This is a genomic window from Bacillota bacterium (assembly GCA_013178305.1).
Classification (GTDB): Bacteria; Bacillota; Sulfobacillia; order JABLXB01; family JABLXB01; genus JABLXB01.
Genome location: JABLXB010000001.1, coordinates 653,686 through 678,312 on the forward strand (window position 1 = coordinate 653,686; position 24,627 = coordinate 678,312).

26 protein-coding genes are annotated in these 24,627 nt (G+C 60.9%); 8 read left to right on the top strand and 18 right to left on the bottom strand.

Features of this window, described 5'->3' with window-relative positions; translation table 11 throughout:
- Positions 1-49: 49 nt before the first annotated feature.
- From HPY55_03080 to HPY55_03115, 8 genes are all read right to left on the bottom strand, one after another.
- The gene (locus tag HPY55_03080) at positions 50-1,063 is read right to left on the bottom strand and encodes a polyprenyl synthetase family protein (GenBank protein ID NPV69616.1); all 1,014 of its coding nucleotides are present in this window, start codon (positions 1,061-1,063) and stop codon (positions 50-52) included.
- A 70-nt stretch (positions 1,064-1,133) separates the two neighbouring features.
- On the bottom strand, positions 1,134-1,490 hold the full coding sequence (locus HPY55_03085) for a hypothetical protein (protein ID NPV69617.1): 357 nt from the start codon (positions 1,488-1,490) through the stop codon (positions 1,134-1,136).
- The gene (gene whiA, locus HPY55_03090) at positions 1,477-2,571 is read right to left on the bottom strand and encodes a DNA-binding protein WhiA (protein ID NPV69618.1); all 1,095 of its coding nucleotides are present in this window, start codon (positions 2,569-2,571) and stop codon (positions 1,477-1,479) included. The genes HPY55_03085 and whiA overlap by 14 nt, the downstream gene beginning before the upstream one ends.
- Positions 2,555-3,847, bottom strand: a complete 1,293-nt coding sequence (locus HPY55_03095) for a YvcK family protein (GenBank protein NPV69619.1) — start codon at positions 3,845-3,847, stop codon at positions 2,555-2,557. Before HPY55_03095 ends, whiA begins: the two co-directional genes overlap by 17 nt.
- The gene (gene rapZ / locus HPY55_03100) at positions 3,844-4,737 is read right to left on the bottom strand and encodes an RNase adapter RapZ (protein NPV69620.1); all 894 of its coding nucleotides are present in this window, start codon (positions 4,735-4,737) and stop codon (positions 3,844-3,846) included. Before rapZ ends, HPY55_03095 begins: the two co-directional genes overlap by 4 nt.
- A 42-nt stretch (positions 4,738-4,779) precedes the next feature.
- Positions 4,780-5,610, bottom strand: a complete 831-nt coding sequence (locus HPY55_03105) for a PHP domain-containing protein (GenBank protein ID NPV69621.1) — start codon at positions 5,608-5,610, stop codon at positions 4,780-4,782.
- A gap of 6 nt (positions 5,611-5,616) precedes the next feature.
- Complete coding sequence (locus tag HPY55_03110; protein NPV69622.1) at positions 5,617-6,402, bottom strand: glucose-6-phosphate isomerase; 786 nt, start codon at positions 6,400-6,402, stop codon at positions 5,617-5,619.
- 45 nt (positions 6,403-6,447) lie between these two features.
- Complete coding sequence (locus HPY55_03115) at positions 6,448-7,017, bottom strand: hypothetical protein (protein NPV69623.1); 570 nt, start codon at positions 7,015-7,017, stop codon at positions 6,448-6,450.
- Between the two features lie 178 nt (positions 7,018-7,195).
- On the opposite strand from HPY55_03115, the gene HPY55_03120 reads away from it, so the two are divergent.
- From HPY55_03120 to HPY55_03155, 8 genes are all read left to right on the top strand, one after another.
- The gene (locus HPY55_03120; protein NPV69624.1) at positions 7,196-10,165 is read left to right on the top strand and encodes a sigma 54-interacting transcriptional regulator; all 2,970 of its coding nucleotides are present in this window, start codon (positions 7,196-7,198) and stop codon (positions 10,163-10,165) included.
- Positions 10,166-10,345: 180 nt separating this feature from the next.
- Positions 10,346-10,999, top strand: coding sequence for a class II aldolase/adducin family protein (locus tag HPY55_03125; GenBank protein ID NPV69625.1), 654 nt, complete (start codon positions 10,346-10,348; stop codon positions 10,997-10,999).
- 26 nt (positions 11,000-11,025) lie between these two features.
- Positions 11,026-11,304, top strand: coding sequence for a PTS galactitol transporter subunit IIB (locus tag HPY55_03130; GenBank protein NPV69626.1), 279 nt, complete (start codon positions 11,026-11,028; stop codon positions 11,302-11,304).
- 32 nt (positions 11,305-11,336) lie between these two features.
- Positions 11,337-12,599 (top strand): PTS galactitol transporter subunit IIC, encoded by a 1,263-nt coding sequence (locus HPY55_03135; protein NPV69627.1) that lies wholly within the window; start codon positions 11,337-11,339, stop codon positions 12,597-12,599.
- A gap of 85 nt (positions 12,600-12,684) precedes the next feature.
- A complete protein-coding gene (locus tag HPY55_03140; GenBank protein ID NPV69628.1) occupies positions 12,685-13,161 on the top strand; it encodes a PTS sugar transporter subunit IIA in 477 nt (158 codons plus the stop codon).
- A gap of 23 nt (positions 13,162-13,184) precedes the next feature.
- Positions 13,185-14,321 carry a uroporphyrinogen decarboxylase gene (locus HPY55_03145; protein NPV69629.1) on the top strand — a complete coding sequence of 379 codons (1,137 nt, stop codon included), beginning with the start codon at positions 13,185-13,187 and terminating at the stop codon, positions 14,319-14,321.
- Between the two features lie 4 nt (positions 14,322-14,325).
- On the top strand, positions 14,326-14,640 hold the full coding sequence (locus tag HPY55_03150) for a hypothetical protein (GenBank protein NPV69630.1): 315 nt from the start codon (positions 14,326-14,328) through the stop codon (positions 14,638-14,640).
- Entirely contained in the window at positions 14,637-15,281 is a 645-nt protein-coding gene (locus tag HPY55_03155) for a corrinoid protein (protein ID NPV69631.1), read from the top strand. The genes HPY55_03150 and HPY55_03155 overlap by 4 nt, the downstream gene beginning before the upstream one ends.
- A gap of 21 nt (positions 15,282-15,302) precedes the next feature.
- On the opposite strand, the gene HPY55_03160 is transcribed toward HPY55_03155, so the two are convergent.
- The 10 genes from HPY55_03160 to HPY55_03205 form a co-directional block, all read right to left on the bottom strand.
- Complete coding sequence (locus tag HPY55_03160) at positions 15,303-16,340, bottom strand: M24 family metallopeptidase (protein NPV69632.1); 1,038 nt, start codon at positions 16,338-16,340, stop codon at positions 15,303-15,305.
- A 98-nt stretch (positions 16,341-16,438) separates the two neighbouring features.
- Positions 16,439-17,266: a sugar phosphate isomerase/epimerase gene (locus HPY55_03165; protein NPV69633.1), complete on the bottom strand. Its 828-nt coding sequence runs from the start codon at positions 17,264-17,266 to the stop codon at positions 16,439-16,441.
- A gap of 14 nt (positions 17,267-17,280) precedes the next feature.
- Positions 17,281-17,922 carry a hypothetical protein gene (locus tag HPY55_03170; protein ID NPV69634.1) on the bottom strand — a complete coding sequence of 214 codons (642 nt, stop codon included), beginning with the start codon at positions 17,920-17,922 and terminating at the stop codon, positions 17,281-17,283.
- Between the two features lie 4 nt (positions 17,923-17,926).
- A complete protein-coding gene (locus HPY55_03175) occupies positions 17,927-18,343 on the bottom strand; it encodes a YjbQ family protein (GenBank protein ID NPV69635.1) in 417 nt (138 codons plus the stop codon).
- A 2-nt stretch (positions 18,344-18,345) separates the two neighbouring features.
- Positions 18,346-19,461 carry a DSD1 family PLP-dependent enzyme gene (locus HPY55_03180; protein NPV69636.1) on the bottom strand — a complete coding sequence of 372 codons (1,116 nt, stop codon included), beginning with the start codon at positions 19,459-19,461 and terminating at the stop codon, positions 18,346-18,348.
- A 9-nt stretch (positions 19,462-19,470) separates the two neighbouring features.
- Entirely contained in the window at positions 19,471-20,400 is a 930-nt protein-coding gene (locus tag HPY55_03185) for a hypothetical protein (protein NPV69637.1), read from the bottom strand.
- Positions 20,401-20,450: 50 nt separating this feature from the next.
- Complete coding sequence (locus tag HPY55_03190) at positions 20,451-21,956, bottom strand: hypothetical protein (GenBank protein ID NPV69638.1); 1,506 nt, start codon at positions 21,954-21,956, stop codon at positions 20,451-20,453.
- A gap of 11 nt (positions 21,957-21,967) precedes the next feature.
- The gene (locus HPY55_03195) at positions 21,968-22,732 is read right to left on the bottom strand and encodes an SDR family oxidoreductase (GenBank protein NPV69639.1); all 765 of its coding nucleotides are present in this window, start codon (positions 22,730-22,732) and stop codon (positions 21,968-21,970) included.
- 35 nt (positions 22,733-22,767) lie between these two features.
- Positions 22,768-23,544: an SDR family oxidoreductase gene (locus tag HPY55_03200; protein ID NPV69640.1), complete on the bottom strand. Its 777-nt coding sequence runs from the start codon at positions 23,542-23,544 to the stop codon at positions 22,768-22,770.
- Between the two features lie 50 nt (positions 23,545-23,594).
- Entirely contained in the window at positions 23,595-24,518 is a 924-nt protein-coding gene (locus HPY55_03205) for a cyclase family protein (GenBank protein ID NPV69641.1), read from the bottom strand.
- Positions 24,519-24,627: the final 109 nt, after the last annotated feature.

Consider the following 24,627-nt stretch of genomic DNA (forward strand, 5'->3'; position numbering starts at 1 on the left):
CGGTCAATGCTGCAAAACCTTTGCTCGGCGCTGGCAATTCATGTGGGGGTCAGTAGGCCCTGGCGACGACGAACTCGGTGAGCCGCTCGAGGCTGGTGCGGGCCGGGCACGATCTCACGGCCGTGAGGCGGTCCGCCGCTCGCAAGGCGAACGTCCTCGCCACCCCGGAGCAGTACTGGGCGGAATCGGATTCCCTCAGGATCGCAAGCGCTTCAGCCAGGTCCGCAGGGTCGCAGGCCCCCTCCGGATGCTGGCGTCCGAAGCAATTAAGGAGTTCCGCAAACCGGCCCCGTTTGGGCGTTGTCTTGAGGCAACGTATGACGGGCAGCGTCAACAATCCCTCCCGGAGGTCTACCCCCGCGGGTTTGCCCGTCTGCGCGGGATCGCCGAATACGTCAAGCGCGTCGTCGGTGATCTGAAACGCAATGCCGAGGAACCTGCCGTAATCCGCAAGGGCTTTCCCGGCGGCGGCCGGCGCCCTGCCCAGCAGGGATCCGATCCTGCAGCACTCCGACAGGAAGCGTGCGGTCTTACTTTCGATACGGAGGAAGTATTCCCTCTCACCCCTTTCGCCGGAGTCCGAGAACAACAGCGAGACGCGGTCGTCGCCCTCACCGAGCTCTCGCGCCTGGCCCGCGCACATCTCTTCCGCGGCCGAGGCTAACCCCGCGAATGCCGCAGGCGGGATGCCGGCCAGCATCGCGAACGCCCTCGCGAACAGGTAGTCTCCGGCCAGGAGCGCAGTCCTGATACCCCACCTGTCGTTGACGGAGGGCATCCCCCTGCGCCTGTTGGACCCGTCGATGATGTCGTCGTGGATGAGGGTGGCCGTGTGGATCATCTCCACGGCCGCCGCGGCGGGAATGACGTGCTGGGCATCATAGCGGTAACAGAGGGCGGACAGGATCACCAGGGCGGGCCGGAGCCGCTTTCCGCCGCGCGCGAGGAGATGTGCTGCCGGAGGCTTGAGGCTCTCGTCTCCGGAGTCGAGGGATTCCCGTATCATCTTCTCGACGGCCGCCAGCTCGGGCGCGGCCGGCTCAAGCAACTCATCGATCCTCATACACCCCGTTTTCTGCTCCGGTAACGGATTATCCTACGTTCGCCTACATTGTGGCGCAGGGCCGGCCGCCTTATCCGCGCGGCGCGTCCAGCCGGCGCAGCCGGCGGCGTGGTATAGAAACGCACGGCTGGCTGACGCTCGAGCAGTTCGTCGACATGGTGGCCATCGCCGAGATGACGCCCGGTCCGATAGCCGTCAACACCGCGACGTTCGTGGGGTTCCGCCTAGCGGCGGTGGCCGGTTCCGCGGCCGCGACCCTGGGCGTGGTGGCGCCGTCAGCGCTTGTTGTGACAGTGCTGGCCGTGCTCCTCCGGAGGTACAAATCGGTTCCGTGGCTGAACACGTTCTTTATCGGGGTCAGACCGGCGGTGATCGCGCTCATCGCCCACGCGGGTCTGTCCGTGGCCAGGGCCTCAGTCCGGGACACGGCCTCCCTTGGTATCCTGGCGGTTTCGCTTGCGCTTACCCTTGGGACCAGTATAAACCCGATCCTCATACTGGTGGCCGCCGGAGTCGCGGGGGCCATCATCTTCTAGAACCCGTGCCGGACCATCACGGGCGGCCGTATCCCCCTGGCGACTCCCCGAGAGGGCGCGCGCTATCGCCGCGATCCTTCTCATCCGGTGGTTCACGGCCGACTTGCTGATGGGCGGGTCCATCAGCCTCCCGAGCTCCTCCAGGCTCGCCTCGGGGTTCTGAATGCGAGCCATCGCGAGCCGCCTGAGGGACTGCGGGAGCGCGTCGAGCCCAACGGTGGCCTGTATGTCCGAAATGTAATCCGACTGTTTGACGGCGGCGTTCGCAATCTTGGAGATGTTGGCGGTCTCCATGTTCACCAGCCGGTTTACGCGGTTCTTGACGTCCTTCATCACCCTGGCGTTCTCGTAATTGAGAAGCGCCGTGTGAGCCCCCATCAGGTTGAGCAGCCGGACGATTTGCTCGCCCTCCTTGAGGTAGACTACGGAGCCGTTCTCCCTGTTCAGAAGGTTTGCGTCCACGCGAAGCGTCTTCAGTTTTCGCTGCAGGTCGGCAGCCTGCTCCTCGTGCTTGGAAACGATCTCGAGGTGGTGTCCGCCGGACGGCGCCGCCACCGAACCGCTGCCGAGGAAAAACCCCCGCAGGTACGATCTCGCACAGTGCGCTTTCAGGGCGATCGCCGGCCCCGGCCGGTGTTGGAGGAGCCTGTCCCGGGGGAATCCGAGCGCATCCAGCAGGCGCTCCGCGTCGGGGTGGGCCAGCCGCACGATGTACCTCATGGTCTTGCGCGGCCGCGAATCCCTGCACACAATGAACTCCGGGTGTGCACTGCAGACGTCCTTCACCAGGCGGAACACCTTCCTCGACACAGCGGGGTGACCGGTCGAGACAATGAGTCCCATGCGGCCGCCGGATTGCACCTGCAGGGTCCCTGAAGCCATCAGGAGCCCCGCCAGTTCCGCGCGCCTGCAACAGTCGCGCTGCGGGTATACGCGGGCCAGCTCGTCCTTTACGTCATGAGAGAACGACATTCCGGCCCTTCCTCACCCTTCCCATGAGTCTCATGATGCATTTCGCCAGCTCGTGTGGGTCGTGCCTTACGTAGTCACCTCTGGTCACTAGGGGTTTACTCACGACGGTGGCTCCGCCGAGCTCCACGTCTCCGCCTACCGGGACGGCACCCTGTTCGAGGTAGCGGCGGCGCGCCGGTTCCGGCGCCTCCTCACTGTTACATACCACCGCGTCGATGGCGTCCTCTCCCAGCGCCCCCGCGACCGCCAGCACGTGCGCCGCGGCGTCGTAGCCGTCGGTCTCTCCGGGCTGCGTCATCACGTTGCAGACGTATATGCGAAGCGCCTTCGAGCGCCGCACGGCCTCAGCTATGCCGCGAACCGACAGGTTCGGCATGATGCTCGTGTACAGGCTGCCGGGGCCGATCACGATCGCGTCGGCCTCCTCGATGGCGCGGATCGCCTCGGGGAGCGGCTGGGGGTCCGGAGGGTCCAGGAACACCCGCCTGATCTGCCTTCCCGGCTGCGGGATCGAGCTCTCGCCGCGCACGACGTTCCCTCCGGCGACCTCGGCGCAGAGCGTGACGTTCTCGAGTGTCGAGGGAAGAACGCGCCCGCGAATGGCAAGGACCTTGCTCGACTGGCGCACTGCCTCTTCGAAGTCCCCCGTCATCTCGGTCATAGCGGCGAGGAACAGGTTCCCAAAGCTGTGCCCCCGCAGTTCACCCTTCCGGAACCGGTGTTGGAACAGCGCTTCCATCAGGGGCTCGGTGTCGGCCAGCGCGACGAGGCAGTTTCTGACGTCACCGGGGGGCAGCATGCCGATGTCCCGCCGGAGGCGGCCGGAACTGCCGCCGTCATCGGCCACGGTGACTATGGCGGTGATGTTGTTCGTGTACTCCTTCAGGCCGCGCAGGAGGACCGAAAGGCCGGACCCTCCGCCAATGGCGACTATCCTCGGGCCACGTTCGAGGTAGCGCTTCTGGAATACGATGTCAGTGAGACTATCGGTGGCGCCCGGTGCGAGCGCCCCGACTATCGAGTGTACCAGGCGGTTGACCGCATAGGCGCACAGCCCGACCCCCACGACGAACACGGCGACGCCCAGCCCGACGGGAGAGGCCTGGCCGCCCGCGATTGACCTCCCGAACTCAAGCAGCACTTGCTCGATCCTCGCGAGGAATCGCAGGTCGGAAGCGATGGCGATGCCCTCGCCGGCCATGATGACGCCGAGCGACAGAAGAAACACCCAGCGTTTTATGTTGAGTCCCGGGAGAAACCAGCGGGCTATCCTCATTCCTTCCCCTGCCCTGCGGTGAGCCATTTGTCGATGTCGCGGTGCTCCACGACCACAGTGTTACCCTCTCCGCGCAGCGCGTTTGCGAGCTCTTCCGCGACCACGACGGACCTGTGCTGGCCTCCGGTGCAGCCTACGGCGATGTTGAGTTGCGTCTTCCCCTCATTAATGTAGTGGGGCAGCAGGAATCTGATGAGGGAATTGAGCCGCCTCATGAACTTCTTCGTGACCGGCCACTTGAGGACGTACTCCTTCACCTCGTCGCGTTCGCCGGTCAGCGGCCGCAGCGACTCCACGTAGTGCGGGTTGGGCAGGAACCTGACGTCGAATACGAGGTCGGCATCGAGGGGAAGCCCATGCTTGAAACCGAACGTCACGACGGTAATGATTATGCGCCTGCGCTCTTTCTCCGTGGAGAATATCTGGAGGATCTCTTCCCTGAGGCGCTGGGGTGTCAGGTCCGAGGTATCGATAATGACGTTGGCCTTGCCTTTTATCTCCTCGAGCTTTTTCCTCTCTGCTTTTATGCCCTCGAGGATGTTGCCCTGCGGAGCCAGCGGGTGCCTGCGCCGGGTCTCCTTGTACCTCCGCACCAGCACCTCGTCGTTCGCTTCGAGGAACAGTATCTCGTACGGCAGCCCGACCTCTTCGAGCCCTTTGAGCGCTTCGGCAAGGTCGTCGAAGAACTCGCCCCCACGGATGTCGATGACGAGGGCGACCCGCCGCACGGAGTCGCCGGACGACTGGGCGCACAGCTCAGCGAACTTGGGTATCAGGGCAGGTGGCAGGTTGTCCACGCAGAAGAACCCGAGATCCTCGAGACTCCGCACGGCCTGGGTTTTGCCCGCGCCGGACAACCCCGTGATGATGACGAACCTGATGTCGTTCACTGCAACGACTCTCCCCAGGCAGGTTATTTGGGGCTTAACCTTCTACTCCGCGATGACGGTATCCTCTATTGGCTCCGGCGGTCGACCGCCGCCGGAGGCCGGCCTCCGGCGGTAGCCGTCGAGTGCCACGTTTGCGATCTGCTCTGGCACGAGTCCTGCCTTCTCCGCTATCGCCGCGGCGCGCTCGACCCGGCCCACGTCCCGAGGGTCGTGAGCGTCGCTGGAGAGGACGAACTTGGCGCCCTGCCTGGCGGCCACCCGTACGTAGTCCGGCCCGCTGCGCGTGTGGGAGGCGTTGATCTCCAGGGCCGTCCCCTTTCTGACGCACGCGCGCGCCAGCTCCGCCGTATCGATGTTGACCTTGAGGCCGGGGTGGGTTATCAGGTCGATCCTGTTCCGGTACACCGCCTCGACCAGTGCCTTCGTATTGTCGACCCTTGCTCGCCGCGAGCCCGCCCGCGTCCACCGGGCCAGGGTGAGGTTGTTCACCATCAACCTCAGGGTATCGTCGAGCGTGGGGGGCAAGACCTGCAGGTGTATACCAGCCAGTCTGATATCGAGACGCGCGTCGATTTCGGGTGGGGTGTCCAGTCTCCCGTCGAGGCTGACAACGTTGGCCTCTATGCCCGCGAGCACCTTTATCTGCGGGAACTCCCGTTGGCACTCCTCAATATCTTGCAGAAGGGCCCCCCAACGGCTCCTCTTCGTGCCTATCCACAGCATGGCGGGGCCGTGGTCGGTTATGCCGACCTCCGACAGCCCCATCGATACGGCGGCCCGGACGTTGTCCCTCACGGACCCGGTCCCGTGGCTGTACCTGGTGTGCGTGTGGTAATCGGCGAATACCCTGAATTTGCCGTCAGCGGGGGCCACTCCAGATTACTCCAGGAGCCCCGATAGATGCTCCTCGAAATCCTGTGGGCGCACCAGGAACGCCAGTCTCTCGGGTTCGGTGATCATGCACGTGTACAGCGGGACCCCGCGCCGCAGCCCCAGTTCGGGTAGATCGGCCGGGTCCACCAGCCTCGGCGCGGGTGCGTAGCCGTAATGCTCGTTCGGCACGAACACGCCCTTGTCGCCGTTCTCCACCTCGTAGAAGGCAGCGCCCCGGGCCTGCCTGTACGGCCCGTAGTTCGAGGTGAACGTCGCCTCCACGAGGTTGCACATCACCAGAGGCTCGGGGCCCGGATTAATCGTGACGTGGCCGTACCCGGGCGGCATGACGACCTTGTCGCCCGGCCCCGCCTCGACCACCACCACGTCGTCGACCGTACCGGGTTGTTCGCCAGGTCTCTGCAGGAGGTAATGGGCGCGCCCGCTCAATACCTCGTATATCTCGGGATACTCGACGGATTCCCCGGGAACGTGGGCGTGGTAGTGGCCCGCGGTCTTTATGTACTCCGTTCCGATGGCGCCCGGGCGGATCACGGTTATGTCGTACCTGATGGAGTGGCATTCGGCAATGCTACGGTGTTCGGGGAGTACGACCCCCCTGTACATAAAGTAGAGGTCTTCGGGTCCCGCCGCAGTCTGGTTGTAGAGAACGTCGCGGATCTCCTGGAGGCGCCTGACCGAGGGTTTGACCGCAGTCAGGCCGTCCGAAAACCGGACGTCCAGCCCATCAACGGAGATCGGGATGCCTGAAATCTCGCGCAGATCCCGCATGAATACCATCCTTTCCGAGCCCGCCTCTACAGTGCCCCGCATGCGCTATTCAGTGGACGGGTCTCTGGGCTTGCAGATAACCTCCAGCACCTGGCCGTCGAAGAATGACTTGGCGTGGGCTGGCCTTACTACCAGAGCGGTGTCGGCGCCGTTACTCGATCCCCCGACTGCTATTATTTCCTCGCCGTAGGGTACCAACCCTGCGTCGAGGGCCATCGTGGCGATCTCCACGCACACCTTCGTCCCCTGCCCGAACATGCGGAGGGTGTACGCTATCAAGCCGCCCACGTATTGACCGCCGAACTTGTTCGCGACTGCGCGGTCCACGCCGCCGAACAGGTGGGTCGTGATGAGCACCGGAACCCCCTTCGACCGCAGTTCGGATACGATCTCCGCCGGCATCTGCTGTTTGCCCGGCTCGTCAAACCCGGAGTGGTGGGCGACCACGATCAGCTTTATTCCGCCCTCGCGCGGCAACAGCTCGAGCGCCTTCCTGGCCGTGGGTCCGCACGTGCTGGCCACCACGACATGTTTTATGCCCATCTCGCGGGCACGAGCGTATGCCGCCTCGATGGTCGCAACGGTGTTTTCGGCTCCTGCGCGTTCCCAGTACATAGACGCACCTCCGGCTGACAGGTTCTGCGAAAAGCCCTGTCTCCCCTCTTACTCTTTTTCACCAGGCCGCGCATTTAAAAAGGTAAGGAGGTTCCGGGGCGAATGTGTAGAACCCACGTCGTTAGCGGCAGCATCCAGAGGTGTTCACATGACCGGCCTTGCCGATAGAGTACGAAAGATGATTGAGTCCGAAGACGAACGCCAGCCGTTCACCGATGGGCAGATGGCGAAAGCGCTGGGCGTGAAGAGGCCGTACATCACACACCTCCGAAGGGAAATGGGGATGCCGGATTCCCGGGAGCGCCTCAAGCAGGCGCTCCACCGCGCCATCGGCAGGCTTCCCAGGACCGGCGGTGCGGGCCATGAAGAGCGCCTCGATCTCAACGAACTCGCATCCAGGCTCGGTAGGGCCGGCTTCAATGTTTCGCGCTACACCTTGCGAAGGTTCCTTAGCGCCTACGGTCAGGGGGGCGCGACGCCGGTGCGCTCCAGCGGCAGTACGACCACCGGAATGGAGCGCCGCCGGGACAGCCGGGGTAACCAGGCCGCAGGCGGTGGGCGGGCTGCGCAAGGTGAGCGGGCCACGCGGGGGGAACAGGCTCCACAAGACGCGTTTGCCTCCGTGATCGGCTACGACGGGGACCTCAAGAGCTGCGTCGACCTCGCCAAAGCCGCCGTGCTGTACCCGCCGAACGGCCTGCACACACTCATAGTCGGCGAAACAGGGGTGGGTAAGAACCTGTTTGCCGAGGCGATGTACCGGTTCGGGGTCGAGTCGGGAGCGCTGAAACCCGCCGCCCCGTTCGTGCATTTTAACTGCTCGGATTACGCAAACAACCCCGAACTGCTCTTATCGCAGCTTTTCGGTCATGCGAAGGGGGCCTATACCGGCGCCGAGGGGGAAAAGCCCGGTCTCGTCGAGAGGGCAAGCGGGGGGATGTTGTTCCTGGATGAAGTGCATCGCCTGCCGCCGCAGGGGCAGGAGATCCTGTTCCGCATCATAGACACGGGGCGGTTCCGGCGACTCGGGGAGACGGGAGTCGAGCACAACCTCACGATCCGGCTCGTGGCGGCTACGACGGAAAAACCCGAGGCGATGCTGCTCGACGCGTTTCGCAGGCGGATCCCCGTGTTCATCGAGATCCCGCCGCTGCAAAAGCGGTCCTTTCACGAGCGTTTTCACCTGCTCTCGCAGTTCTTCCGGCAAGAGGCCGCACGAGTTCGCACGCGGATAACGGTCACCCGCGACGCCCTCGTCTCACTCATGCTGTACTCCCCGAAGGGAAACGTGGGCCAGCTCAAGAGCGACATACAGGTGTCGATCGCGAAAGCGTTCCTGAACAGCGTTACCGACCGGCGGGATGACATGAGGGTCGATGTGAACACGCTCCCCTTCGAAGCCCAGAAGGGCCTGGTTAAGGCCAGCAGCCTGAGATACGGTCAGGATTTCCTGGCGCCGCTCACCGACATGGTATTCGAAGTGAAGCAGGGCGAGGCGCAGGCTGAGCCATTCCCCGGCAAAGCCCCGAGCAAGGCGGGGGTAGAGGAGACCATATACGATTTCATAGAAGCACGCTGGCGGCAGCTGCGGGAGACCAACTTCTCGGAGGACGAGATCGGCGATCTGATCGGCCACGAGGTCGAGCGCAAGATCAGCGCCAGCATGAAGCGAAGCGCCCGGGTTGCCCGCGATGACCTTGTCAAGGTGGTCGGGAGCCATCTGGTGCGCTCTGTAGAGGAGGCGCTTACGCTGGCCGGCCCCGCGATAGCGGTATCGAACCCGAACCTGGCTTACTATCTGGCGCTTCATCTCCACGCTTCAGTCAACCGTATCAAGCAGGGAAAACCGGTGATCAACCCTCGTCTGAACGAAATCCGCTCGTCTTACCCCGCGGAATTCGAACTGGCCAGGAAGATGCTGGCATACATCGAGGGGAGCCTGGGAGTGGCGTTGCCCGAGGCCGAAGCGGGTTTCGTGGCGCTGTACTTACGTAACGCGTCCGCGGCCCAGCAGGGGCCGCCGGATGTCGGGCTCGTCGTGATGACGCACGGCCGCGTGGCGAGCAGTCTCCTCGAAGTGGCCCACAGACTGATGGGAGAGTCCGACACCTGCTGCGTCGAGATGTCGCTCGATGAGAACCCCGAACAGGTCATACGCCGCGCCACGGATGCCGTGATCCAGGCAAACCGCGGCAGCGGCGTGCTGATCCTGGCCGACATGGGATCTCTCACCACGTTCGGGCCCGTCATATCGAAAAGTACGGGGATCGAAACCAGGACTGTGGACAGGGTCGACTCGATCCTGGTGATGGAAGCCATGCGCCGCATCCGCTTCTCCCGGCTGAGCCTCGACGAACTCTCCCTGCAGCTCGGGGAGATCTCGGGCGGGCGACCGGCGGCCGCCGAGCGGTCCAGGCGCGGGGCGGTCATCCTGACCGTTTGCCTCACGGGAAAGGGAACCGCGGAGCACCTGAAGAAACTGCTCGACCACACGCTCACCGACAGCTCGGTTGAGATACGGCCGCTCGGCGTGTTCGGTTCGGGGGACCTTTCACAGGCGATATCGAGGATCCAGGCCGGCAAGGACGTCATTGCGGTCGTCGGCACGGTGGACCCCGAGTATCCGAACGTCCCATTCATTTCGGTGGAAGAGGTGATCTCGGGGAGGGCAACGCGTGTACTGCAATCCCTCATCGAGCAACGCCCTTCCCCGTCACTCCAGGACCTGTTCGACGCGTCGCTCTGCAGGGCGAAGGTCAACCCGGGCACGAAGGACGAGGTGCTCAGGGACATGTGCGACATGCTCCGGAAGGCCGGCGTCGTCAGGGAAGGGTTCTACGAGAGCGTCGTGGAACGCGAGTCGCTTGCTCCCACATGCATGTACGACCCGGGTGAGAACCCCATGGCCATCCCGCACCCCCTGGTGTCCAGTTTCACGGAGAAGTCCGCCGTGGCTGTCGCCACCCTGGCGTCCCCGGTGGAATGGGGTGGCCTGGTGGTCGACCTGGTATTCCTCATCGCCTATACGTCCCGCGACAAGGTCCTGGCAGAGACGTTCTTTCACACCGTGCTGAAGAACGAGGGCCTGCTCGCAGCGTTGCGAAAGGCGAAGAAGGATTCGGACATTTTCAGCCTGTTACGTTCTTGATTCACTCCGGCTTTTCCCCAGCGTAACCGCCTATTTACCTTTTTCTCTCGTGACGGCACGCGCCTTGCTTTGGTGTCATACCAGGATGCCGGCGGCTCTCACCGGCGCCGGCGGGACCGTGGCTCAGGGCCGTGGATCACCGGCAGGGCTTCACCATAGCGTGAGGAGGTGCACCGTGCGATGCTCGGGACTCTCAGGGCGGAAGTACTTCACACGGCGAGGTCGCTGCGTGACCTCGGGCTTGTGTCTCTCGCCGGCGGGACCGTGTGCGCGCGAGACCGGGAGACCGGCCTGGTGGCGATCACGCCGTCCGGGGTCGATTACTTCGAGATAACCTCCCCTGACGGGATATGCGTCGTCGATCTGGACATGCGGCTGGTGGACGGGCGGTACAAGCAGTCCATCGCGACGGACATGTTTACGCGCATCCTCAAGGCGCGACCTGACGTGGGTGCGGTGATACACACTCACTCCCCGTTCGCCACCGCGTTCTCGTGCTGCGACGAGCCGTTACCCGTCCTCACGACGACGCACGCGAACATCGCCGGCGGCCCCGTGCCCGTGGTAGTCCCCCTCCACCCCGGCGCCCACACCGGGGACTATCTCGACAACATAGTCACCACCATGGGAACGGGCTATGCGGTGAACCTCAGCCATCACGGTCCGGTTGTCGCCGGGCGGGATCTCGAGCACTGCCTGGCCGTGGCCATAACCGTCGAGGACACCGCCAGGATCGCGGCCATCGCGCGCCGATTGGGCGGCGCGACTCCGCTCGACGCAGCCCAGACGAGAATCGCATTCGAGTATTACAACACCAAGTACGGACAGAGGTGAAAGGAGGGTCCGGTACGAGAAAGCTGGTGATCGTAGTGTGCGGAGCGGGAATCAACACGTCCACGGCTGCCAGGGATTTCATCATGGAAGAGCTGGCCAGACGCAAGATCGGCGACGTCGAGATCAAGCACGTGCTGCTGGGCGACATCGAGCGCTATCGCGGCCAGGCGAGCGTCATAGTGCCGATGGTCAACGCGAACTTCGATTTCGGCGTCCCGGTGGTAAAAGGCATGGTATTCCTTATCGGGAGACGGGCGGACAAGGTAAAGGCAGTCGATGAAATCGTACAGCACCTCAGCACTTAGCAGTACCGGAACGAACGAAGGGAGGACGTGAAGTGAGCGCGATAGCGTCGTTTGTCAGCTGGTTCACAGGCCTCGGCCCGACAGTCATGGTTCCGGTGGTAATCATCATCCTTGGAATCCTCTTCAGGGCCGGCGTGGCAAAGAGTATCCGCGGCGGACTCGTAACCGGCATAGGCCTGGCGGGCCTTTTCATGGTGGTGGACGTGATAGTAGGCGCCCTGCAGCCCGCTACTGCGGCGATAGCGCAGCGTCTCGGCCTTCAGCTCACCCTTGTTGACGTGGGCTGGACCGACTGCGGCATCGCGTGGGGTTGGCCTGGAGTCGCGGCGGTCGTCATCGGAACCCTTGTCGTGAACGCAATCATGATCGTGCTTAGACTGACGAAGACACTGTGGACGGACATCTGGAGCATCTGGCACGGCCAGGTTGTGGCCGCGTTTGTGTGGGCCGCGACCGGGAGCCTCATACTCGGAGCGGCTGCCGGCGTCCTGTTCCTCGCCCTGGGCAGCATCGCGGCGGACCTGGCCGCTCCCCGCCACCAGGAATTCAACAACTTGCCGGGCATCGGCGTCCCGTGCGCGGTGACGTGGGTAGGCGTGATCATGAACCCGGTGGCCGAGCTGCTGAGGAAGATCCCTGTCATCAAGGACATCGACGCCTCCCCCGACTCGGTCAAGAAGAAGTTCGGCCTGTTCGGCGAGCTCCCCGTGATGGGCGCCGTCATGGGCATCATCATCGGGCTCCTGGCGGGATACAAGATCGCCGACATCCTGGGGCTGGCCATGAAGGTGGCCACCATGATGGTGCTACTCCCGAGGATGGTTTCGCTACTCAGCGAAGGATTGATCCCGATAAGTATCGCAGTCTCCGAATACTTGCAGGAGCGGTTCGGCGACCGGCAGTTCAACGTGGGTGTCGACTGCGCCGTCCTGCTGGGGCACCCGTCGGTCATGGCCTCGGCTGTCATACTGTATCCGCTCGAGGTGCTCCTGGCGGCTGCCCTGCCCGGTAACGGGATACTCCCGATCGCCAGCCTCGCGCTGATCCCGTTCTGGTGCGGCGCGGTTGTGCCTTTCACCAGGGGCAACGTGCTCCACACGGTGATCATCGTCCTGCTGTGGTCGATCCCCGTTATGTACATCGCCACCGCCCAGGCAGGAGTCCATACGGAAACGTTTAAGCTGATGGGACAGTTCACCGACAAGATCCAGCAGGGAGCCAGGTTCGCCAGCTTCGATATGGGCGGCGACGTAATCGGCGCGATTATCCTGAAGGTGTTCACGCTGTTCAAGTAGGGCTTCTGAGTGCGGGGCCCGCTCCGTGCCGAAGCGCGGAAGCGGGCCCCGCGCAGGGTGGGCGAATTCTCGGCAGGGCCGGCGGGTGAGGATATTGTTCGAGATAAAGGACGAATACGTACTGGTCAGGCCTCGGGTGACAACACGGGACGACGTGATACTTATGTTGTCCGATGCGCTCGCGCGGCACGGCGCTGTCTCCCCCGAGTACGGGCGAGATGTCCTGCAGCGGGAGCAGCAATACCCCACCGGATTACCGACTCAGGGGATCAAGGTGGCGATCCCCCACGCGGGATCCGAGCACGTCATCCGGTCAGCCATGGCGGTGGCCCTGCTGGATAAGCCCGTCACCTTCCACTGCATGGATAAGCCTGAGGAAGGCCTCCCTGTTCGGATAGTCTTCCTCCTCGCCAACAAGAAGCCCGACGAGCAGGTCAAGTTCCTGAGATCGATCATGTCCCTGTTTGAAGACGGGGCGAATCTGAGGAGTCTCCACGTTATGCCCGACGCGGCGTCGGTGTCGGCGTTCCTGCGTGACAGGATGGCCCGGGCCGCTGTCTGAATCCTCCAAAGAAGGCTGATCGTATGGCTACCGCGAGAGATAGGGTGCTCGCCGCCCTCGACCATAAAGAGCCGGATCGTGTCCCACTGTGCCTCGGGGCGTCCGGTGCGAGTGTGACCGATGCCGTGTATTTCGCCTTGAAGACGCATTTCGGCATCGAAGGTGACGTGGAACCGTTCCGCAGCGGGCACGGCGACAACATATACGACCCCCGCGTGTTCGACAAGATGGGCTGCGACTTCAGGCACGTGTTCCTGAAGTCGTCCCTGGCGTACAAAGCCCCGGTACTCCCCGACGGGAGCACCGTAAATGAGTGGGGCGTAGCGGTCAAGAAAGTCGGGATATTCAACGAATGGGTGAGTCACCCGTTGCAGCACGCGTCGCTCGCGGACCTCGACTCCTACCCGTGGCCCAAACCATACGAAGGACAGCGGGACCGCGGGCTGAAACAGACCACCCTCGACTACTACGAGAACACCGGATTCGCCATAGCCACGAGGTCGCCATCGAGGGGGTTGTTCGATCTTGCTATACAGCTGCGCGGCTTCAGCGAGTTCGCGCTCGACCTCTACACCAACAGGAGGTTCGCCTCGGTGCTGCTGGGCAAGATCAACGAGGTGTTGATGGCTTTCTACGACGTGCTCCTCGACGACACCGGCCCCTACGTGCACATCGTCGAAACCCAGGACGACATGGGTCACCAGAACGGGCCGTTCTTCTCGCCCAAGACGTTCAGGGAGTTTTTCAAGCCTCTCAGGCGGGAACTCAACGCGTTTATAGGGCGAAAGGCACCGAACGCCCGAATCTACCTCCACTCGTGCGGGGCCGTGAGCGAGTTCATAGACGACCTGATCGACTGTGGGATTCAGGTGCTCAACCCGGTGCAGCCGCTGGCGCGAGGCATGGACACGACAACCCTGAAGCAGCGGTACGGCGCGGCGCTGACCTTCCACGGGGCGATCGACCTGCAGCGCGCACTGGCCGGCACGCCGGAGGACGTGGAACGAGAGGTCAAGACGAGGGTACGCGACCTGGCCCCCGGCGGCGGATACATCCTGTCCCCCGCGAACGTCGTCCAGGCCGATGTCCCGGTAAGCAACCTCATACTGCTCTTTGACCTGGCGAGGAGGTACGGCGCCTATCCGATCTCAGTCGGGTGATCCGGTGGGAACCGCGCGCAGAGCGCGGCTGCCCCTAATACTCGTGGCGGGGGGCTCGTGCGGCAACGCGATGCAGCGAGCCGCCGAGCGCATCAGGCAGGCCTCCGAAAGCGCGGGCGTTCAGGCGCAGGTGCTCATCCAGAACCTCTGGGAGCGGGCCGAACCGGATTCGCGCGCCGACGTGATCGTCCAGATGTTCCCGTTCTTCTCCGCGCTGGATGTCCCTGTGCTGGACGGAAGGCCGTTCATCCTCGGCAAGGGCGAGGACGAGCTGCTCGCCAGGATACTCTCACTGATCTGCGAGGAGGCACGACAATGACCTGCGCTGCCGTGGAACGAGTCGCGAAGGCACTAGAAGAACTGGATATCGAGAACGCACGCTCCATCGTCGAACAGGCGGTCGCAGACGGTGTTCCGCCCGCGGCCATCCTGGAGGAAGGGCTCATCGCCGGGATGTCCCGCATCGGCGAGAAGTTCCGGAACAACGAGGTGTTCTTGCCCGAGGTGATCGTGGCTGCCAGCATATGGTCGGACGCAATGAAATCGCTCAGCCCTTTCCTCGCCAGCGAGGCGACCCTGAGCCGTGGGAAGGTGGTAATCGGCACGGTCAAGGGCGACATCCACGACATCGGCAAGAACCTCGTGAAGGCGATGCTGGAGGGCGAGGGGTTCAGCGTCGTCGACCTCGGGGTGGATGTCACCCCGGAGAGATTCAGGGACGCGGTTGTCGAGCACAAGCCGGACGTACTGGCGATCTCGGCGCTGCTTACCACGACCCAGGCCGAAATACCGGTGACTATCCGCTATCTCGAACGGGAAGGGGTACGGCGCAACGTCAAGATAATCGTGGGTGGAGCCCCTATCACACATTCGTGGGCGCTGTCGACCGGAGCGGATGGCTGGGCTCCCGATGCGCGGACCGCTGTGGATGCGGTCAGGGCGCTTCTTGGGAAACCTTGAGCGGCAGAGGACACGGCGCGCTCACAGTATATAGATGTCCGGAATCACGATTTTCCCCTTTTCGGTTGAGACCGATGTCCTCGGCCAGGTGCTCCCCATGGATGCAACCTCGAGCCCGTATTCGGTCAACAGAACCAGCTCTTCCACCTGTACCCCGCCCACCGTGATGAACCAGTCAAATGCCTGGTTGCTCTCGACCAGCATGTCTGTCCAGCATCGAGTTGGGTCCCCTACAAAGTAACCGGTTGGGCCGCCCTGAAAGTGCAACTCCCACTCGTCGGGGTAACCCATCTCGGAATACCAGTTTTTCTGATGCTGAAGGATGCTGGAGTAAGCGACCCCATTTTCGAGCATTCCCAATACTTGACCTTCAATCGTTACCGCGGCGCGGTGAGCATCCCGGATTCTTCGTGGGGGCTCGCCAAGGCTGACCAGTCGATTGACGTTCGCGTGCAGTCCCCAGCGGCTCGAGGCTGAATGGATGAGGGCATACTTCTCCAGCCTCTTTGGGGATGGAAGCGCATGCCAGTATCTCTCCAGGCGATCATCACTGCCAACAATGATGACCTCCGGTTCAATTCCATCCAGTACCAAACATGAATGCAGTTGCCGCCCGATTTCGCTCTCGGACATCCCCGGACGCACCCAACGGGCTATTTCCTCAAGGATCAACGCGGTCTGGTGGCCGAGCCAACGAGAGCGGTCCAATTCCAGTTCACTCAGGGGTCCATGAACCCGCTGGATGTCCACCGCTTTCGTGCCGGGAAACCCGGCGTCCGAAGCGATGTTTTTCCCCGCCAACCCGAAGGCTCCGGTTCTCGGATCACCCTGGTGCCATTTTGAGGCGATCGGTTCATAGCCCTGCCCGGGGATCTGTTCCTCGAGGATTCGGGCCACATCCATAGTGAAGGCCAGCAGATATTGACGCTCGGGGGTAATCAACAGGTGGCCGAAGCCGTATTCCGTGTGTTTCAATACGTGATTGTCGCCGCCGCACGTAAGCCACGCGAAGTTGTCTCGCCGAGAGACTATTATCCCATCGAGGCGCTGCGATTCCATCCAGGATCTCAATCGTGTGATTCGCTCACTCGCAACCGAATGGACCCTTGCGTCATCCTGAGTCACCGGAATTCTGCGGGACAACTCCTCCAGATAGATCACTCCCGAGTCTCCATGTAGCCACGCATTCGCTTAACGGCTTCCACTACAGCCGGGTAAGGATCGAACGAGTAACTCCATCCCAACTCCAACGTCAGGAATCCCTGGTAATCATATCTGCGAAGGAGGCCCATCATTTCCTCAAAATCGAACGTCCCATCGCCCGGGATAGCGTTTTGTTGCTCTCTCGAGTTGTTGTCGTTGACATGCACCTGCCAGAGGTACTCCCCCAGACCGTCCAGCGCCGGCTGAAGACCCTCTTTAGACAGGTTCAAGTGGCCTGTATCAATGACAACCCCAACCATGTCTGACTGCAGGTCTCGAATTACCTGGATAGCTTGACTCGTGTGATTCAAATAGCCGCTCAATCTGGGGTAAACGACCTCGATCCCAAGTCTCATTCCACGCATTTCCGCATGATCACACACTGTCTCCAGGCTACGGATGAAGGTCCCGCGGGAATCCTCCAGAGTCTGACCGTATAGAGTGTTAGTTGGGACCACCAGTACATGATGGGCTCCCATTAGAACGGCATTATCGATGCAGTCTTTCATGTAATTGACGCTGTCAACACGAATTGCGTCCACGGGACTTGAAAGTGAAAACGGATAGCGGAAGAAGGCCGGCAATACTGACACTACTGCTAACCCGCTACTCTCGATTCTCTTTTTCAACTCCGCGAGGGTCCCGGCTGGATAGTCGTTCCGAAACAGGTGTGGTCGCCCGCACCAGAGATCAATTCCATCCAATCCCGCTTGGATGACCTGCTCCACAGCAGCGTCAAGTGGGTAATTCACGAATACCGATGTGGCGGTAGATATTCTCACTAAGATATCTCTCCTCAAACAGGTCGCTGGTGAATCTGGTAGTCCTGCATGATCAATCGACGCATCAAGAGCTCGCGTCTCAGTCGCTCGGGATTGATGACCACGGCCGCCGGCAAGCCATGATTGATCGAATGAACGGTTCTCTTTATGTCACTGTCCAGCAGCAAGCATTGCTCCGAAGGAACCTGAACCCTGTTGGGCAAGTAATAGAACACATCGGGGAGCACCCTCAACAATCGACTATCTTCCAGGCATATGATTCTCTCAGGTGGAAAGTGGAGGAGGACTTCCTGGGAAGACGGCAATTCCTTAAACCACGCTTCAGGCAGGTCAACAACCAACCATCGATCGACCTCGGCTTTGACTCGTGTGACTGCATCCAAAACGCCTGGAATCAACACCAGTCGACTGAGCATTCTCTTGAGGAAGAGTTCAGGCGAACCTTCAATCCCGAGAGACCTCACAGCGACCTGGCAGAATTCCTGGCCGTCTATTCTCCCCAGGGCCAGGTCATCCCGCATTTCCCGGTATCGGGAGATGGCCGCCGGATTGATCCCGGCAATCCCAAACGAAGGCAATATTTCTGTAACGGCGGCATCAAGAGCCGGCAATAGAACCCCGCTTGTCCAGAAGAACAGTACCCGTGTTTCGCCCATGCGTCTATTCCCCAATCGCCTGAAGTATCAAATAGCGGGGTTCCTGGTCCACCTGGTCGTCGATCACCAGGATATCCTGATACGTGCCGAGCGCCAGCTTGCCATTCACGACAGGGGCACTCACCTGGGTCTGCATCAAGGCCGAACGAATATGGGCGTGGCCGTTGAAGTCCACCGCGCGGATATGATGCTTGTAGGGGTAATTGGTAGGCACGATTCGCTCGAACACATCGCTTAGATCAGCAACGATCCCCGACTCGTGTTCACCGATGATAACTGCTCCAGTCGTGTGCTGAAGAAATACGAGAACCTGGCCGTTTTTCAAACCGGAGGCTCGGACGAATTCCGCCACCCGGTCGGTGATGTTGATTACATTGAACCGTCCGTCCGACAGAAGCTCAATCTGCTCACTGATGACCATCGTCATGTCACCTTCCCGCGCCCGTGCAGGTCCCAGACAGCTTCAACGACATCTCCTCTCATCGCGTAAATTTGGTCGAACAGGATGACCGTTCCATTGGCGTCCTTCACCCACAACTCAACCTTATCTCCGATCTTTGGGGGCGGGCTGTCCGGCTGAATCCTCAACCTGCTGTGTTCTTGCGGCATTGAGAATACTTCGCCCCGCGGGTGTTTCACCTCGGGGAAACCATAGGCTAACGAAATAGACTTTCGGCCGACATCCAGGATGGCCAGGTCTTCGGCCCCCGGCCGGTCGGGCCTGCTGACGACAGTAGCCAGGACCGACAGCGCGCATTCAAATTCGCTCAGACCATTGTCACGGTAGGTAGTATCGTTGAAGATATAGGTGCCGGCCTGCAGCTCAGTAAGACCGTGCACTGAGCAGGCAGATTTGTAGGTGGCACTCCCGCCTCCACTAACGATCTCGACGGGGATTCCTGACTCGATCAGATCGTTTTTTACGGCAACCAGGATCTCATAAGCCTGAACGGATCGTTGTTCCTGCTCAACCTTGTTTTCTACGAAGGCCAGGTGCCCGTCATACCCCATGATGCCTCGAAATCGCAGCCCCGGGGTCGACAAAATCGTCTTGACCATTCTCCTGGCCGGACCAAACGGCTCCACCCCGCAACGGTCATTGCCGATGTTCACTTCCACAAGGACACCGATCTGCACTGCCCTTGCTTGAGCCATCTCCGAGAGCATCTGGATATTCTCATAAGAATCGACGGCTACGATTACATCTGTGTAGGCCGCAAGATTGACCAGCCGTTGAACCTTGCGTGAACCCACCACCTGATTGGCTATCAGGATATCACGTATCCCCGCTGCGGCCAGAGTCTCCGCTTCAGATAGCTTGGACACCGTCAAACCGATGGCGCCTGCGCGCAATTGCATCCAGGCGAAAACGGCGGTCGCTTTGTAGATCTTGGCGTGGGGACGAAGGCTGATCCCGGCCGCACGGCAGAGGTCAGCCATTGTCCGAATGTTTCTTTCCACCGCCGCCAGATCCACAAGCAGTGCAGGGGTATCCAGATCGTACTTATGCAGTCCAACCTCATATTCGTGGCTACTCATACGGCCCCCTCAATACTCTGGAATCATTTCCCCGTCAACAACCTTCTTCTGGATTTCCATAATCTCGACAGGGTCAATGCATGCTCGAAGCACTGCGCGTACTACGTAATCACCTTTTCGCCCAACAAACACCGCCGACACGGATTTCTGCCCGGCCAGAGCCATGACCCGGTCTGCTAATGGTCGATAGGAAATGCCTGGACCCAGGAAATCCTCGACCTGCTCCGTATTCCAGACGATCGCGTCAATCTCACCCCTCTTGAGGAGCTGCGAAATCTGGATGAATGAAACCGATCGGGTTTCAACGTCTTGACCGGCAAATTCCAGGTCCGTCAGCATGCAGTGATCGTGGGACTGCGGGTCTACAGCTACACGAAGCGGCCTTCCCGGTTCCGGCGGCTGATTCCGGTAGAACACACTGTATCCAGAAAGCCAGGTTGTCGGGGGCAGTGAAAGCAATACTTCGTTTTCTTGTCCGGTCAATTCTCCGGCGGCCAGTCCTGACATTACCACGGCATGACAGCGGTTATCGTGAAGGGCTTTCAGGCGAGTCCGCGATCCGCGGATAAAGATCAAGTAGGCTTCCATCCCCGCCTTCTCAAATCCGATTTTCAGACCGGTTGCCAGGCCTTCAAACCGGCGGTGCATCGGCAGGGTCAGGGCAATTACCAGGGGACCCTGTCCCAACAGGTTCCACAACCTGCTGACCGATATCCTGGTAAGATAGGACCCCATGTGCCCACGCCTCTGAATGTCGACCGCGCCCATATCCTGCAGGCCCCTGAGTGCCGTTGAGATCGCTCCCACACTCATCTGCGTGGAAGACGACAACTCACGTATGCTGGGAAGACGCTTTCCCTCCCCCAATTGGAGGAAATACCCCGCCAGGCTCGCCTGCAAATCTCGAACGTTTCGCCGCCCAGAATTCTCCAGGTTCAACTCAAGTTCTCCATTCATATATCTATTTATCGAGGCTTCATGTACAAGAGTCAATGCCAGTCCTCGAAAATGCCCCCCAGAAGGACGGGCACAAACCGGCGATACTGTTCAAGACGCTCTTGATGCAGCCTGGCCCGCTCCGGACTTGGCTGGTGAGTACGGCTCGTCGCCGAGAGAGCAGAACTGGCTTCGTCGATATCACTGAAGACTCCCACGCCCAATCCGGCGAGAAGCGCTGCGCCGAATGTCCCGGGTTCTTCCTCCGCGGCGACCTCAATTGGGACGCCCATCATGTCAGACTTGAGCTGCGTCCACCATTCGGATCGGGTTCCACCTCCGGTTGCGCGGATTTGATCAACCAATACGCCCTCTTCTCGCAACAACGAAAGGGTATTCACATGGTCATATGCGATACTCTCCATGAAAGCCTGGACAATCTCTGCCGGTTGGGTTGCCAGTGTCAGCCCGATGAGCGCGCCGCGCAGCTTGCGCCCGCCACGCCAGTAGAGCATCGCACCGGAAAGATACGGCAGTGCCAGGACAGGGCTGGGGTCGCCTCCACGTCGGGACAGCTGTTCTGTGAACTCTGCGATCGAGAGGCTGACCGTATCGCGCGCCCAGTTAAGGACCGCATTCCCGGTCGGGCAGATCGCGTAAACCGATCGTTCGATTCGACCAAAATGCGGCGTTATCGACAATCCCCGAAGCAGCATCGATGGAGTAGGGAATTGCGTTGTCGGAATGAGCATGTTCTCATACGAGCCGCTAATCAGGCAGGCCGTACCCAGGCGGGAAGCCCCCGCACCGATTCCTGCGCAGTTCAGATCGTGCCCACCTGACACAATGACAAGGTCTGATGGAAGGCCGAGTTCATCGGAGACCCTCCGGAGAACCGGGCCTATCGCGGTTCCGCCAGGAAGAACCTCCGGCAGAAACTCCGGCGGGATTTCATACTCGGCGAGCCGTTCAGGCGACCAGGCATTGGTCTTCAAGTCGTAAACCAGCCATCGAGCAACCAGGCTTGGTTCACTGACATTCCGTCCGCACAGTCGCTGCGTAAGGAAGCCATGCCAATCCGGGTAACCTCTCGCCTTATGAATCACCTCAGGATGGTACTTCCGCCACCAGAGCAGCCGTAATACCGGATCCATCCTCTCCCGTAAGTGTCCGCAGGAGAGCTCCCATGCTTCAGGCAGGGGCGCTTCATGAAGGGGCACGCCAGCGGGATGAGCCTCAAACTCCGATCCACGCACATCTGCCCCCATTATGTTGTTTCCGAGGGGAGTCCCGTCTTCATCGGCCGGAAAGTTCTCCCGCCCCGAGGCACTGATGGCGAGCGCTTTCGGGGGATCGCGGCGGACCAATTCCATCCGCATTAATTCGCAAAGCCCGCGAGCCGCGGCCCGCCAGACCTCTTCGGGATCCTGTTCCCACAAACCGGGAGCCGGGTGCAGCGGAGAAATATCGTGCTTAACCCCGGCCAGGAATCTCCCTTCTTCGCTGTATGCAGAGATCTTCACTGAACTCGAGCCCACGTCAATCCCAAATAGGCTCATGAGTCTCTCCCCTATTCGGCATTGGTAATGAAACCGCCGTCCACCAGCAGCTCCGCACTGGTAACATAGCTCGCGTCTTCACTGAGCAGGAAAGCAACCGCGCCGGCGATTTCGGATGCCTCACCGATCCTGCCCATCGAAATCCGCTCTTCGTAGTAGGCGCGAGCCGGGCCGTTTGGATCCAGCAATTCAGCGCTCATATCTGTGAGTATTGCGCCTGGCAGAACGACATTGACCCGGATTCCGTGTCTTCCCAGGACCTGCGCGAGAGCCTTTGTCATCATCCAAATCCCGGCTTTAGTTGCACAATAGACGGTCTGCTCCTTGGCGGAAACCCAGGCGGAAATTGATGACACGGTTACGATCGCCCCGCCGTGCCCTTCTTTGATCATCTGTTTTGCAGCCGCCTGGCAGACCACCCAGGTACCCCTCAAATTCGTTTCCTGAATACGGTTGTAGTCATCGATAGTGGTTTCATCCCATTTGAGCAACGGGTTGATTGCGGCATTACTCACAAGGAAGTCCAACCGGCCTCCGATTCGGGCAACCTCCGAGACCATCGAGACTACCTGTTCCGGTTCACGCATGTCAGCCGCTACCGGAAACCCCTTTCCGCCAACCTTCTTTATCCTGTCGAGGGTCGCGGCTGGATCGCTCGTTGGACGATGATTAACCGCCACGGTTGCGCCCTCGGATGCCAGCCGGATGGCGCAGGCCTGTCCAATTCCCCGGGTAGCGCCTGTCACCAACGCCACTTTGCCATCAAACCGTCCCATTTCCCCTCACCTTTTGACCGGATTGTTTTGGTCTTTCACTGTGCAATTCGAGAGAGGGCTCCCGGCAAGGTTTGCCCGCCGTCGACCGGGATCACCGCTCCCGTCACAAAAGATGCCTCGGCACTGGCTAACCAGACAATCCAGGCCGCCAACTCCTCCGCTGTCCCCATCCGTTTCAGAGGCAGCTCACGGGTCATCCGCTCGTAAGCGCCCGCCACATCGTTCCCTGCCCAGGTCAGGTGGATCGGGGTGTCAACCGGGCCGGGGGCAATGCAGTTCACCCGGATGCTCGGAGCCAGTTCGGCCGCCAGAGACCGGGTCAGGTATTCCAGGGCCGCCTTTGAAGTCCCGTACATTGATTGCCCAGGGATCGCCAGCGAACCAGAAGAGGACGAAATATTGATGACAGACGCTGACGCCGATTTTCTCAAATGCGGCAAGGCCGCCTGGATCAAGAAATAGGGCGCTCGTACATTTACTGCCATGTGCCGGTCGAAAAGCTCAAGCGTAGCCCGGTCAATGGGCTTATGGTCTATAGCAGCCGCGTTATTGACTACGATATCCACCCGCCCCCAGGCATGCACGACCTGGTCGACAATGCGAGCTGGGGCTGATGGCTGCCCAAGATCAGCCGGAACCGGCATGGCCTGCCCACCCCTGTCGCGTATTGAACGCGCCACCTCTTCAATGGGTTCAATTCTTCTTCCAACCAAAGCAACCGCCGTCCCAATAGCGGCCAGACCCCGTGCGGCAGCGGCCCCGATTCCCGTCCCACCCCCGGTAATAATCGCGACCCGTTCGACTTGTGTCATGAATGGTTCTCCCCTCTTGCACTGCGCGCTCGTTGGCTTCGCTCCACCGGTCAGAATACTGCGATCGGGTTAAATGGAGAACCTGTCCCCTTCGGCAGGCGCAATGGGGCAATGACAACCATGAACTCAAATCGGCCTTCCTGCTCGCTCACTTGCGCCAACTCTTCCAACTGGAGGCTGTCCGCACATACCATTCCCATAGCGGTAATCTGAAGTGGATGGATCGGATATTGTATTCCCTCAACGTACGATGGGACGACCTCACCATCTCCGTCGGGTAAGAAAACAGAGACCTTCCGCTCATGCAGCAGGGTCAGGCTGTAGGGATCAAGGCCCGCACGCCCCTCGCCTGTATAACCGGGATCCCAGGCTCCAAGCTCCAGGCGCCGGCGGTGATGCCCGGTCCGGAAGACCATGATGTCGCCCTCGTCGAGCCGGACGCCTTCAGCTCGTTCAACAGCTTCGATTTCATCGCGGGTAACCGCCTCGCCGGGTTCCAGCCATTTCACACCCCGGTAGCGCGGAACGTCGATCAGCACACCGCGTCCAACTATCCCGTGAGCATACGTGGTGATATCGTACCGGTCTGCACCCCGGACGGTCACGGATGCAGCAGGCCATCCATTGTAAAGCGATCCCTTGTATGCAATGTGGCACAGCGCATCGATGTGAGTGTGGCAGTCGCCGTGGAATTGCATGCCGAGGAAATCGGTCGCAAACCGCAATTCTCCGGAACCAATGTCGATATCGTGCGTATTTGCCATGTAGTGAATGGCCGGATTCGGGTTATCCGGGCCGGCGAAGGCATTGATCGGGATCGCCATGGATACGCTGCGACCGCTCCTGACAAGGGCTGCGGCCGCCCTTATTTTCTCAGGCGTAATATAATTCAGAGTACCCCTGTCATCATCAGGTCCCCATTTGCCCCAGTTCTTGAGGGACTCGAACAGCCGGTCAAAATCGTCTATGGAGATCTCGGGGCGCGTAGATTCGAGCATTTCCATCCTTCCTCACCGGCCGGTTACCTGGCCCCGTCCGGACAAGTGCCAATGGACGGAGCCAGGGCAACACCGACTAATATTG

Excerpts from the sequence above, each read along its gene's own strand:
- HPY55_03080 (NPV69616.1), bottom strand. The coding sequence starts at position 1,063 with ATGAGGATCGATGAGTTGCTTGAGCCGGCCGCGCCCGAGCTGGCGGCC.
- whiA (NPV69618.1), bottom strand. The coding sequence starts at position 2,571 with ATGTCGTTCTCTCATGACGTAAAGGACGAGCTGGCCCGCGTATACCCG.
- HPY55_03095 (NPV69619.1), bottom strand. The coding sequence starts at position 3,847 with ATGAGGATAGCCCGCTGGTTTCTCCCGGGACTCAACATAAAACGCTGG.
- HPY55_03110 (NPV69622.1), bottom strand. The coding sequence starts at position 6,402 with ATGCGGGATCTGCGCGAGATTTCAGGCATCCCGATCTCCGTTGATGGG.
- HPY55_03115 (NPV69623.1), bottom strand. The coding sequence starts at position 7,017 with ATGTACTGGGAACGCGCAGGAGCCGAAAACACCGTTGCGACCATCGAG.
- HPY55_03120 (NPV69624.1), top strand. The coding sequence starts at position 7,196 with ATGATTGAGTCCGAAGACGAACGCCAGCCGTTCACCGATGGGCAGATG.
- HPY55_03125 (NPV69625.1), top strand. The coding sequence starts at position 10,346 with ATGCTCGGGACTCTCAGGGCGGAAGTACTTCACACGGCGAGGTCGCTG.
- HPY55_03145 (NPV69629.1), top strand. The coding sequence starts at position 13,185 with ATGGCTACCGCGAGAGATAGGGTGCTCGCCGCCCTCGACCATAAAGAG.
- HPY55_03155 (NPV69631.1), top strand. The coding sequence starts at position 14,637 with ATGACCTGCGCTGCCGTGGAACGAGTCGCGAAGGCACTAGAAGAACTG.
- HPY55_03160 (NPV69632.1), bottom strand. The coding sequence starts at position 16,340 with ATGGAATCGCAGCGCCTCGATGGGATAATAGTCTCTCGGCGAGACAAC.
- HPY55_03170 (NPV69634.1), bottom strand. The coding sequence starts at position 17,922 with ATGGGCGAAACACGGGTACTGTTCTTCTGGACAAGCGGGGTTCTATTG.
- HPY55_03175 (NPV69635.1), bottom strand. The coding sequence starts at position 18,343 with ATGGTCATCAGTGAGCAGATTGAGCTTCTGTCGGACGGACGGTTCAAT.
- HPY55_03180 (NPV69636.1), bottom strand. The coding sequence starts at position 19,461 with ATGAGTAGCCACGAATATGAGGTTGGACTGCATAAGTACGATCTGGAT.
- HPY55_03190 (NPV69638.1), bottom strand. The coding sequence starts at position 21,956 with ATGAGCCTATTTGGGATTGACGTGGGCTCGAGTTCAGTGAAGATCTCT.
- HPY55_03195 (NPV69639.1), bottom strand. The coding sequence starts at position 22,732 with ATGGGACGGTTTGATGGCAAAGTGGCGTTGGTGACAGGCGCTACCCGG.
- HPY55_03200 (NPV69640.1), bottom strand. The coding sequence starts at position 23,544 with ATGACACAAGTCGAACGGGTCGCGATTATTACCGGGGGTGGGACGGGA.